The organism is Bradyrhizobium nitroreducens (assembly GCF_002776695.1).
GTDB lineage: Bacteria > Pseudomonadota > Alphaproteobacteria > Rhizobiales > Xanthobacteraceae > Bradyrhizobium > Bradyrhizobium nitroreducens.
Genome location: NZ_LFJC01000003.1, coordinates 5,754,315 through 5,765,466 on the forward strand (window position 1 = coordinate 5,754,315; position 11,152 = coordinate 5,765,466).

The following is an 11,152-nucleotide window of genomic DNA, read 5'->3' on the forward strand; positions in this document are numbered from 1 at the left end:
GGAACTCAAGATAACGAAATCTCGGCTTCCGCCGCCATATCCTCGACATGCCCCGCTAGATCCATAATTTGATCGTCAAATTTGGTAATGAGTTGAAGCACGGCCCGCAGGTCCGCTCGCAGCTCCGCGACCTCTCGGGCAAGGCCCGCGCATGCCCATAGTCTTACTGATAACTCAGATAGCTTCTCTGTCGAGCTTGTCCGTAAGAGGAACGGCAGAATGTCTTTTATCTTGCGGGCCTCGAGCCGCAAACTTTCACCATCCGCAACAATTTCGCTAAGTTCTTCGACCTCATCAGGTAGCAAGGGACTTCTCTCACAAGCCGTTATGGCGTGAGCAAGCTCCTGGATCAGCTGCGGCCTACATTTCGAGTCTTGTTCTAGCAGTTTGGCGTCAATGCTCGCATCTTGTCCCGCAAGGATGTCGTCTAATGGCAGCACAGATCTCCTATAGCTGGCCGCAGGATCGCGACCGAGCGTCACAAAGGGGGATTTACAAGACGGCCGAATCTCAGCGTTCAGAGAATGCCGACTACTGATTTTCCATGAGCACGCTGCTTCGTTCGGAATCGGCCTCATGACGCGGCTCCGTACGCCAACTCGATGTGCGGCAAACTACGCACACAGCGTTTAGGAAGCGCTCGATTTTCAGCGCACAGTAAGCGCAGGTAAATATCGGTCTTCTCCGTGCCGAATCGCGCGCCCCAGGAAGCCTTGGCGATCTAAAAGGATTGCGAGTTCCGCCTGGTGGGGCAGCGCCAATTCATCGGTTTCGGTATCTACGTTCCCACGCCTGTCCCTGCACGGCCTTCGATTTTCGAAGCGCGCTTTGAAAGTATATGTGGCCGTGGTCATCAAGTCTTTGTCCTCGGTCCGTTGCGGGGTGACGACCACGGGCCTTGGCGTGTCTTCATCTCTCGGGTAGTGCCTGCGGAAAGCCCCTTCAATCAGACCTTGCCCACCGCCGCCAACGAGAAAGTAGAGATGCGGGCGCCACCTCGGCGCTCGGTCATCAGCAAAATGCACCAGATTGTAGTCCATGCCACCGAGGAAGATCGCTCTGTTAACTTGGCTCCTCGCGATTTGGTTGCGCAGACGATCCTTGAGTAGCTTCCATCTGAAACGGTGAAGGTGGCCGACGTCGAAGAGGTCCGGAGGCACTATGCTAACCGTAAACCAATAGTCGGGGTCACGCGACATGTAAGCCGCCAACGTCGACCCCCACCAGCGCCGGAAGGCGCGAAGACAGACCGGACAGCCGGCCGAGCGACACCTGAAAAAACCACACCCGGTAAGACGCTCGGCCAGAGCGCGGCCGGGCTCTCCAAAATCTGGAAGGGCTCTCACCAGCCTGCGACGCCGGACGTGAGCTTCACTCATCGTCTCGAACTTTTTCAGTTGTTTTGCAGGGTCGTAGTCTTCGTTGATATCGAGAGAGTAGAAGTTGAATTTCATTTGGGCTTCCATACATGCCATGCTCATAGTCACAGCCGCGCAGCGCGAGCGATGCACGTGCGGGGCACGGTCAGCGGAGACCTGTGTTTTGTACAAACCGAAACACTAAATCGATCAGTCGCTTTCGTTCTCGTGCAGTTCGATTACCTCCTGGACGTCAATCGTCGGCGCACCGCCAACTTTTATTCGCGCGTATCCAAAAATCCCGACCTCAGATCCGTCGGCGAGGCCAGCAATTTTTGCGCGAAGCGCCTGGGGGATGTCGAACGCGACCCGTGTATCTGGTTCGGCGTCTATTCCAGACGGTGCGCGAGATCTCATGTCCCGCGGAGTTGCCTGGCCCTCCTCTTCTCCAATGTCTCCACGCGACCCTCCCGGTTTTCTGAGCGGCTGCCTTGGCGCAGCAGCTGCAACTGGCTGCTCGGCATTTCGGCCGGATGCTTCTGATCGTTCGAAATCGTGATGCGCGGACGGTGGCTGGCTCCGGCCGGCCGGGCTTGTTTCGACGACTACACGCGACGCCGGCGAAGGAGGTGAGTCAGACCTCGGTTCATCCGATGGTTCTGGGACTTTGTTCGTCAGCCTAGCTAGGGTATGAACTTGTGCCACAGAGTTATCACCCGAGGCGGCGACCTCAAGCAGAAGGGTTTGGTTGTCCTCCTGCCTATAGTTGCGGATCGCTTTCTGAACGCCCGGAAGGATCTTTGCGATCTTGCACGACCTCGCAATCTGGTCCGGTGAAACACCCAGCTCTCGCGCCGTCTTCGCGTAAAATTTTTCCTTCGGTTGGCGACCGCCGCGAGGTGCCGCATTTTGCGGTGCCTTCAGCGCAATGTATTGAACCATCGCGTAATCGCTTAGGGCACGGTCCAAAGCAGTGAGTCGCAACCGCCGGTGACGGTTGCTTATCGCCTCGCACGCTTTGGCTTCCTCTTCGGTCGTCACATCCAACACGGATACCGACACATCTGCTTGGCCGAGCTCCTTCAAAGCACCAAGCCTGTTGAGCCCATCCACGAGCATGTAGCCGCCATCCGAAATCCGACGAACCAAGATAGGCGTTGTCTGCCTGAATTCTCGAATGGAGGTTTTCAACTGCGCGACGAGCTTGGGGTCCTCGGGTATGAGGCGTTCGCCGATCGTGATATCGGCGATCGCTAACTTGATCACCGTTCCTGCGCGTTCGGCCTGCTTGAGGGTCAGCAGAGGCCGCTTGACCGCATCATCTTTCTTCAGAACGAGAAAGCTTTCAGCCACGGTTTTCTCCCAAGCTGTCGCGGCCGGAATTGCGCTCGATGCTTTGGATAAATGCATCAAGGGATTTTGCGGAAATCAGGGTTCGGCGACCGATCTTGAGAATAACCAGGTCACCTTGACCAATCAGTGCGTAGATCGTCGTGCGTCCAATGCTCAAAAGGCTGCACGCTTCTTGGATGCTATAAGCAAGCTTCATAGTGTTAGTCCCGACCAGAGGGTTCGCGGAACTACATCATTTGAAGCGGCCTATTTACAACGCCATATCGGGCTCAACTGGGCTCACCGCGGCGACTTGTATCTCAATAGGTCCAATTGCTCCTCGTGGATCTCCGCCAGCGCGCGGTTGATCGTTGCTTTGGAATACTTTTCGGGGAGGTAATCTTCTTCGTTCTTAGCCAGCCACTCGTGAATTTTACGGTCGCGTGCCTTGCCTTGAAACGGAGGATAGCCGTTCCACATCGCATAGACCGCTCGCTTGATGGCTTCTCTCTCCCCAGCTCTGGTTGACGGATATAGAAGGTGATTGATGAGCCACTGGTCAAACTCCTTCCGGTAGATCAGCGCGTACTCCAACTGCGCGTAGAAACGGCTGCCGTCACGCCCTCGGACGCCATAATTGCCGGTCTGGAGAAAATCGTCGGCCAGTCGATCTTTGGGCGTCCACGGAAGCCAATCCTCTGGAAGGAGGGGCAACAACCGATCCTCGGCAGGGTCTCTCACATGGAGGGGCAAGTGCCCCTGCTCCATGTGCAGACGAAGAAACAAGGCCGCCTTTTTGTAATTGTGCCAAACCGCAGCGCTGTCTCCATTGTGCCAAGCCCTGACTGGTGGTGGATACTTATCAGGGAGCCCGTCTTCATTTGCCTGATCGGTCGGCTTCAACAGCGAGGCAAGATCCTTGGCCAGCTCGGTCTGCCAATGATCGGTCCAGCTCGGTTCTTTGGCGGCAATGAAGTTCTCGAGCTCGTTAAGCGCTTCGCTTAAACTGATCAGATCGTCAGCCACTGTTCCTCCTTCAGCCAATCTCAAACGAGGCTCGGCCACTGCACCCTGATGAGGAAAATCTAGTGCTGTGGATCTCTCGACTGACTTGAAGAAAAGTTGAAGAAGGCAACCAAGCAGGCGTCCTAATAAGATCTAACCTGTTGAATTTGCTGGCGCTCCCTAGGGGAATCGAACCCCTGTTTCAGCCTTGAGAGGGGAAACTCGATCCGCTTGATGAAGAGTCCTGCGATGGACTTTCGAGTCCGCTGACCGGCCAGTGGAATCTTCGCCCTCATGATGCGCGGGTCGTTCGCCGCCCCAGTTGCACGAATCCCGAAAGCGGCGGACGAATGTCGGACATATTAGCATCGAGGCATCCTATTCGTACTCTAAAGAAGCCGAATTCCCTCCGCGCGACGGAGAATGCTTTTCGCCTGTAATCTTATCTGCTCATTTTTGCTTCACCAAGACTCTGGTCAAAAGGCCAAGAGCGGCGAGGCATTATGCATTTGCGCCCCGAGAGCATGCAGCCACCCTATTCTTCGACCGAGGTCGCAGCGGCGATTGGCGTCTCTCTGGATACTTTCTATCGCACGCGCCGCCTCAGGCACGAGCGCGATGGCTTGCCTTGGCCGATCAGCGAGCGAGGACCGCTGAAATGGGAACGTACCGGCTTCGATGCTTGGCTTACCCGACATCATCCTATGCGCCCAAAGACGACTGCTAATGACGCATTCGCGCCGCCGCCAGCAGCAAGCGACGAGGAACACCGGGAGCGGCTGCGGAGGGCTTACGGACAGCACGACGCTTGACAGACTAGATCGCGCTAGATTCCAATGGGTGCCATCTCTTACTGGCACTGAGGCTCTTGATGGCCGATCCCAAGTTTCCCCATGTGAAGTGGCGTGATGGCCGTCCTCGCTCTTCGCACGGCGCTTATGCCAGAGCTCTCGGCTTTGTCGATGCCGACTTGCGCCATCCGCCGTACGATGAAAAAGGCCGTCCGGTCGGTGCGTGGTACAATCTCCAGGAAGCCTCAGACTTTTCAGACAAGCGAAAGTCGGAGATCGAGGCGGCGCGCCGCGCCGGGAAGCTACCGAAGAAAATTACGATCCGGAAGCGTTCCACGGTCGAAGATCTTCTGGACGATTGGAGCAAGTCGGTCGAGTTCAAGGCGTTGTCGTCCGCTTCGCAAGCTTCCTATCGCAAATGTATCTCCGCCATCTTGTACCGACCGCAATCACGTGAATTGGCGGCGAAGATGCGCGCCGAAATCCGTGCCGCCAAGCTGCTTGGCGTAGCCGAGCCCGTCCGAGAACGCGAGGCGATCGCGACTGCCACTCCGACATCAATCGGCAAACCGGAGTTCCGAGCCTTCTATAACTATGCAAAATCGGCTCGCGGCCATCATATGGCGCTCTCGATGATAGCGACACTCTCAGCGGCATTCACTTGGGGACAGGAAAGTATCCTGTGGCGTCTCGGGCCCAACCCACGAGAAGGCATGGAGTTCGATCATCCAGAGGGACGCATCGTGCAGGTTGCGATGCCCGAATTTTCGGCCTGGGTCGCAGCAGCCGATGCGATCGAACGGCCTTCGGTCGGTGATAGCTTTCATCTGGCGTTGTTCACCGGGCAGCGCCAGACTGACCGTCTAATTATGCGCAACGAGAGCGAAGTTGAGGGCCGGCACGCGTTCCGGCAGAGCAAGACTGGCGAACTTGTCGACATCAAAGAGGCGCCACAACTCAGCGCGCGGCTGAATGCCTCGCGTGCACGAGTAAAGGAACTCAAGCTTCGGCTTCAACTGGAAAAGGTGCCGCCCGAACTCGTGGTCAATGAGGACAATGGCGAGCCTTATGACGAGAGTACCTATCGCCATTGGGTGTCGACCGCCCGGGCCGTCGCGATCTTCGGCTTTCTCGCGCGCGACAATGCGCGCAAGGCAATTGTACGCGCAGAGCGACTGAGCGCGGAACTGATTAAAAATGTCGACAGGCTGTTCGCTCCTTTTCCTCTGAATGAGGAGAATAAGGCGCAGCGCGCTCGAGCGGTCGATCAGCGCAAGAGCACATTGGCTAAGTGGTTGGATGCGCAGACCGCACGCGACAGCAATGGCGATGACACAGCATGGCGCCTGAAGCCCTGTCCTGAGCTGATGTTTGTAAACGGCGCTGGCGAACTCGACCAGAAGCACGACCAAGACCTACGTGATACCTGCGTCATGCTTCTCGATCGAGCTGGCTGCGACTTGCTGACGATCTGCGACATCACTGGGCATTCATATCGAAGCGCGCAGACCATCGTGAAGCACTACCGCGCCCGGAATGCGGCTCGCGCCGATTCCGGCATCGACAGGCTTGAATTGCAGGTGCGTAAGGAGGGCATGAAGGGCTGAACGCAGACCGGTAGTTCTCATTTGGCTCGCGTTTCAACGGAGCATGGGCTACGGCCTAAGGTCGCGCAGCGCGCGGTCAATCCGGCATTCTGTGTTTCGCCTCATTTGAACGAGAGCCGCGCCCTCAGCCGTGGGTCGTCTGTGAACGTGCAAGGTTTGCCATCTACGATCGCCTGCGCCCGGTGTCAGCGCACCCCAATTATCCGACTCGTCGCACGGCGTGCGACGTACGACCACAAAAAGCGTCGCACGAGACCCGGTTTGTTCTGTCGTGAAAATGAAAAAAGCCCTTGCGGGCCAATCTCTTGAGAGTGGTGGGCGCACCAGGGCTCGAACCTGGGACCCGCTGATTAAGAGTCAGCTGCTCTACCAACTGAGCTATGCGCCCGAAAGGCGGTCAATGCCTTGCGAGGCGGGTCGTTTAGCAAAGCGATCCGGGTCTGGCAAGCGATGCGGCGAAGGTTTTTGCACAGTCCCCAAAATGCGAAAAGCCGCTGGATTCCAGCGGCTTCGCCAAGGTTAATTCCGGGGTTAATCCCCGCAAAAGCCCGCTATGTTCAGAGCCGGCCCTCGCGGTCCCGGTCCGGGCCGCCATCGTGGTCGAAACGATCATGATGGAAGTGCTCCATGCTGCGATCCATCATGCGGCCCATGCCGCGCTCCATGAAGTGGCGGGGCGGGCCGTCTTCGCCGCCGCCGAACGGGCCGCGGTGGCGGGTCAGCACGGCGAGGCGCCGCTTCTGGCCCTCGTCCAGGGTCTTGTAGAGCGGATCGGCGGCGTCGGCGATCTTCTTCAGGGCCGCCGACGTGGCGCCCATGTCCTCGGCGCGCTGGCGCAGGCGGGCGACCGGATCCTCCGGCCTGTCGGCATCCTTGCCGGCGTCGCCGGGGCCGGCATTCATCCGCGCATTGGCGCGGTCGATGCGCAGCTTGGCGAAGTCGCGCACGGCGGCCTCGACCGGCGGCCACAGCTTTTCCTGATCGGCGTTGAGCTTCAGCCCGGCATGGACGGCGGCGATCCGCGCGTCGACGAGGGCGGCGCGGTCTTCCGGGTTCATGCGGATGTGGTGGCGCATGCGCTCCATCCACGGGCGATGGTATTGGGCATAGACCGCGCCCGAGCCGGCGATGCTGAGCACGGCGATGGCGGCGATGGTGAACTTCTTCATCCGAACCTCCTCTGGAAGGATGTCCGTGAAGATGGGCGCAGTGTGGCTGACGCGCAACTTACAACTTGGTCAGGGAGCGCGACGTTACCAAGATGTAACGCGCGATTTTACCTTCAGTCGCAACCTGGAAATCATTCGCAACAGAAAGGCTTCCGTGCAGAGCGCACGGAAGCCTTGGTTCTTCGCTTGAGGCGATCAGTTCGTCGTGCTCAGTTCGTCGTGCTCTTGGCCTCTTTGAGGAATTCGTCGATCAGCGGCTGACCGATGCGGCCCGCGGCATCCTTGTAGACCGGCTCCATCGCCTTGCGCATCGCCTCGTTCTGCTCAGCCGTGAGCTTGACGATCTCGCTCTTGCCGCTCTTCTTGATCTCGGCGAGCGCGTCGTCGTTTTCCTTCTGCGACTGCGCATTGCCGAAATCGGTCGCTTCCTTCATCGCCTTGGTGAGCTGGTCGCGGATGTCGGCCGGCAGATCGTCCCAGAACTTCTTGTTCACGATCACGACGTAGCCGATATAGCCGTGATTGGTCTCGGTGATGTACTTCTGCACTTCGTGCATCTTCTGCGTATAGATGTTCGACCAGGTGTTCTCCTGGCCGTCGACCACGCCGGTCTGCAGCGCCTGGTAGACTTCCGAGAACGCCATCACCTGCGGCAGCGAGCCGAGCGCCTTGAACTGGGCCTGCAGCACGCGCGAGGACTGGATGCGGAACTTGACGCCCTGATAGTCGGCCGGGGTCACCAGCTTCTTGTTGGCGCTCATCTGCTTGAAGCCGTTGTCCCAATAGGCAAGGCCGGTGATGCCCTTGGCATCCAGCAGCTTGAGCAGCCGCGCGCCGAGCGGACCTTCCGTCACCTTCCGCAGCGTCTTCAGGTCGGGCAGGATGTAGGGCAGATCGAACACCTCGAACTCGCGGATGCCGAGCGGTCCGAACTTGGAGTTGGACGGTGCCAGCATCTGCACGCTGCCGAGCTGAAGCGCCTCGAGCTCCTCCTTGTCCTTGTACAGCGTCGAGTTCGGGTAGACCTCGACCTTGACCTTGCCGCCGGTGTACTTCTCGGCGAGTTCCTTGAACTTCTCCGCCGCCTTGCCCTTCGGCGTCTCGGTGGCGACGACGTGGCTGAACTTGATGATAACAGGCGATTGGGCCGATGCCGGCCCGGCAAGCCCGAGTGCCAATGCCGCGATGGATGCGGCGATCGCGAAGGTGCGCATAATCTCTCCCTGATGTTCTTTGGGCCGCCCGGCGTGCGGGCGGCCAATCCTCATGCCGACTGCATCAATAGCGGCTCGCCTACACTGCCGCTATTGGCCCTTAGCAGGGCAGCCATTCATCGCCACACACGCCGTCATTCCGGGATGGTCCGAAGGACCAGACCCGGAATCTCGAGATTCCGGGTTCTCGCTTCGCGAGCCCCGGAACGACGCGCTGACGCGCGTCAGCTCGCCGCGGCCGTCGTGACGGTATCGCGCTGGCGCTTCATGACGATCTTGTTGAGAGCGCCGAGATAGGCCTTGGCCGAAGCGACCAGCGTATCCGGATCCGCCGCGCGCGCCGTCATCGAACGGCCGTCCTGGGACAGCCGCACCGACACTTCCGCCTGCGCGTCGGTGCCTTCGGTGACCGCGTGGACCTGGTACAGCTCCAGCTTGGCCTCGTGCGGCACCAGGCGCTTGATGCAGTTGAACACCGCGTCCACCGGACCGTTGCCCTCGGCTTCCTCGATCTTGATCTGGCCGTCGACGTCCAGCTTCATGGTCGCGCGCTGCGGGCCATGGGTGCCGGCGATCACGGTCAGCGAGGTCAGCTTGATGCGGTCGTGGGACGCCGCCATCTCCTCGTCGACCAGCGCCTCGATATCCTCGTCGTAGATGTCCTTCTTGCGGTCGGCCAGCGCCTTCATCCGCGTGAACGCATCTTCCAGCTGGTTCGGGCCGAGCTTGTAGCCCATTTCCTCCAGCTTGTGCACGAAGGCGTGGCGGCCGGAGTGCTTGCCGAGCACCAGCGAGGACTGCTTCAGGCCGACCATTTCGGGCCGCATGATCTCGTAGGTCGAGGCGTCCTTCAGCACGCCGTCCTGGTGGATGCCGCTCTCGTGCGCGAACGCGTTCCGGCCGACGATCGCCTTGTTGTACTGCACCGGGAACGAGGTCGCCGCCGACACCACCTTCGAGGCGCGGGTCAGCTGCGTGGTGTCGATCTTGTTCCAGTAGGGGAATTTGTCGTTGCGCACGTTGATCGCCATCACGATCTCTTCGAGCGCGGCGTTGCCGGCGCGCTCGCCGATGCCGTTGATGGTGCACTCGACCTGGCGCGCGCCGCCGACGATGCCGGCCAGCGAATTCGCGACCGCCATGCCGAGATCGTTATGGCAGTGCACGGAGAACACGGCCTTGTCCGAGTTCGGCACGCGCTCGATCAGCGTCTTCATGAAGTGGGTGTATTCCTCCGGCACCGTGTAGCCGACGGTGTCGGGGATGTTCACCGTAGTGGCGCCGGCCTTGATCACGGCCTCGACGATGCGGCACAGGAAATCCATCTCGCTGCGGGTGCCGTCTTCTGCCGACCATTCGACGTCGTCGATCTGGTTGCGGGCGCGGGCCACCATCGCGACCGAGGTCTCGAGCACCTCCTCCGGCGTCTTGTTCAACTTCACCCGCATATGCAGCGGCGAGGTCGCGATCACGGTGTGGACGCGGCCGCGCTTGGCGAACTTCACCGCCTCGGCGCAGCGGTCGATATCGGCGGGATGGGCACGGGACAGGCCGGCGATGACGGCGTTCTTGGAGCGCCGCGCGATCTCGCTCACCGCTTCGAAGTCGCCCTGCGACGTGATCGGGAAGCCGGCCTCGATGACGTCGACGCCCATGTCGTCCAAGAGCTCGGCGACCTCGAGCTTCTCCTCGAACGTCATGGTGGCGCCGGGGCACTGCTCGCCGTCACGCAGCGTGGTGTCGAAAATGATGACGCGGTCCTTATCGGACTTGTTCGCGGGGGCCATTGCAAATTTCCTTTTGAGCTTTCGCGCCGTCAGTCTGAAAGGCGCTTGAGGTGTCCGGTGATCTCGACCAACCCCTGAGCGCCCAGGCGCATGGCGCCCAGCCGGCCCTCAGGGGCAAGTAAGAAGAAGCCCGCCAATCAGGAGGGTGGGCAGCAGCGCGGCCGGGATCGTGGCGGCGGCCAGAGCCACCTCCCCCGAAATCCCATCGATTTGGCCGCGAATCAGCATTGCCATACCCTTTTGAGCCCATAAATCCTCGGCCAAAACCGTTGACGGTTGGTTGCCAGAGGGCTCATTGGCCTGTTTCTAGACGAGAAATGCCCGCAACCGCAACGCCAAAAGATGGTCAGAGGGGCTGACCTGTTTGAAGCGCTGGCCTTGGTGTCCCGGACAAGCCGCAGCGCACAGCGTTGCGTTGCGGCGCAGAGCCGGGGCCCAGGCGGCATGGCGCGATGCGGATGGATGGGCCCCGGCTCTGCAGCGCACCGTCCCCCGGACGATGCTTCGCATCGCCGGGATGCGTCCGGGCACGGGAGCGGAGTACGGGGCATGCTTCCGCCGCGTCATTGCGAGCGAAGCGACGCTGTCATTCCCCGCCTTGTGCGCAATTGCGCATTGGGGCGGGGAATCCAGTACGCTGCGGCCTCTCGGTTCGATCACTGCGGCCTCTGGAATACTGGATCGCCCGCCCCTGTGCGCAATTGCGCACTGGCCGGGCGATGACACCGTGTGTGTGGTGGCAGGCATACTTTCTCGTTCTCGCGGCTTGAAACGCCCGAGCTTTGCTTGGTCACTCCACCCTCAAATCCAAGAGGGCGCAGGGAAGGCCGGGTGCCGGCTGGCACCCGCGGTCTGCTGCGCGAAAGGCACGCGCAAAAAAGACCGCACA

Annotated in this window: 9 protein-coding genes and 1 tRNA gene; 1 reads left to right on the top strand and 9 read right to left on the bottom strand. The window is 60.0% G+C overall.

Annotation, left to right across the window (positions count from 1 at the left end):
- Positions 1 to 5 precede the first annotated feature (5 nt).
- The 5 genes from TSA1_RS27590 to TSA1_RS27610 form a co-directional block, all read right to left on the bottom strand.
- Positions 6 to 578: a hypothetical protein gene (locus tag TSA1_RS27590; RefSeq protein ID WP_145984378.1), complete on the bottom strand. Its 573-nt coding sequence runs from the start codon at positions 576 to 578 to the stop codon at positions 6 to 8.
- 69 nt (positions 579 to 647) lie between these two features.
- Positions 648 to 1,454, bottom strand: coding sequence for a hypothetical protein (locus tag TSA1_RS27595; protein ID WP_145984379.1), 807 nt, complete (start codon positions 1,452 to 1,454; stop codon positions 648 to 650).
- 114 nt (positions 1,455 to 1,568) lie between these two features.
- Positions 1,569 to 2,711 carry a ParB/RepB/Spo0J family partition protein gene (locus TSA1_RS27600; protein ID WP_161497266.1) on the bottom strand — a complete coding sequence of 381 codons (1,143 nt, stop codon included), beginning with the start codon at positions 2,709 to 2,711 and terminating at the stop codon, positions 1,569 to 1,571.
- Positions 2,704 to 2,907 (bottom strand): helix-turn-helix domain-containing protein, encoded by a 204-nt coding sequence (locus TSA1_RS27605; protein WP_100179099.1) that lies wholly within the window; start codon positions 2,905 to 2,907, stop codon positions 2,704 to 2,706. The genes TSA1_RS27600 and TSA1_RS27605 overlap by 8 nt, the downstream gene beginning before the upstream one ends.
- 83 nt (positions 2,908 to 2,990) lie before the next feature.
- Entirely contained in the window at positions 2,991 to 3,716 is a 726-nt protein-coding gene (locus TSA1_RS27610) for a hypothetical protein (RefSeq protein WP_100179100.1), read from the bottom strand.
- An 850-nt stretch (positions 3,717 to 4,566) separates the two neighbouring features.
- Between TSA1_RS27610 and TSA1_RS27615 the strand changes: the two genes are divergently transcribed.
- On the top strand, positions 4,567 to 6,093 hold the full coding sequence (locus TSA1_RS27615) for a site-specific integrase (RefSeq protein WP_145984380.1): 1,527 nt from the start codon (positions 4,567 to 4,569) through the stop codon (positions 6,091 to 6,093).
- A 312-nt stretch (positions 6,094 to 6,405) separates the two neighbouring features.
- Here TSA1_RS27615 and TSA1_RS27620 read toward each other — a convergent pair.
- The 4 genes from TSA1_RS27620 to TSA1_RS27635 all read right to left on the bottom strand — a co-directional run bounded on the left by TSA1_RS27620 (position 6,406) and on the right by TSA1_RS27635 (position 10,263).
- Positions 6,406 to 6,481 (bottom strand) — tRNA-Lys (locus TSA1_RS27620).
- Between the two features lie 169 nt (positions 6,482 to 6,650).
- On the bottom strand, positions 6,651 to 7,262 hold the full coding sequence (locus tag TSA1_RS27625) for a Spy/CpxP family protein refolding chaperone (RefSeq protein ID WP_100179102.1): 612 nt from the start codon (positions 7,260 to 7,262) through the stop codon (positions 6,651 to 6,653).
- Positions 7,263 to 7,471: 209 nt separating this feature from the next.
- Positions 7,472 to 8,476 carry a TRAP transporter substrate-binding protein gene (locus TSA1_RS27630; RefSeq protein ID WP_100179103.1) on the bottom strand — a complete coding sequence of 335 codons (1,005 nt, stop codon included), beginning with the start codon at positions 8,474 to 8,476 and terminating at the stop codon, positions 7,472 to 7,474.
- 224 nt (positions 8,477 to 8,700) lie between these two features.
- The gene (locus tag TSA1_RS27635; RefSeq protein WP_100179104.1) at positions 8,701 to 10,263 is read right to left on the bottom strand and encodes a 2-isopropylmalate synthase; all 1,563 of its coding nucleotides are present in this window, start codon (positions 10,261 to 10,263) and stop codon (positions 8,701 to 8,703) included.
- Positions 10,264 to 11,152: the final 889 nt, after the last annotated feature.

Excerpts from the sequence above, each read along its gene's own strand:
- TSA1_RS27590 (WP_145984378.1), bottom strand. The coding sequence starts at position 578 with ATGAGGCCGATTCCGAACGAAGCAGCGTGCTCATGGAAAATCAGTAGT.
- TSA1_RS27595 (WP_145984379.1), bottom strand. The coding sequence starts at position 1,454 with ATGAAATTCAACTTCTACTCTCTCGATATCAACGAAGACTACGACCCT.
- TSA1_RS27605 (WP_100179099.1), bottom strand. The coding sequence starts at position 2,907 with ATGAAGCTTGCTTATAGCATCCAAGAAGCGTGCAGCCTTTTGAGCATT.
- TSA1_RS27615 (WP_145984380.1), top strand. The coding sequence starts at position 4,567 with ATGGCCGATCCCAAGTTTCCCCATGTGAAGTGGCGTGATGGCCGTCCT.
- TSA1_RS27625 (WP_100179102.1), bottom strand. The coding sequence starts at position 7,262 with ATGAAGAAGTTCACCATCGCCGCCATCGCCGTGCTCAGCATCGCCGGC.
- TSA1_RS27630 (WP_100179103.1), bottom strand. The coding sequence starts at position 8,476 with ATGCGCACCTTCGCGATCGCCGCATCCATCGCGGCATTGGCACTCGGG.
- TSA1_RS27635 (WP_100179104.1), bottom strand. The coding sequence starts at position 10,263 with ATGGCCCCCGCGAACAAGTCCGATAAGGACCGCGTCATCATTTTCGAC.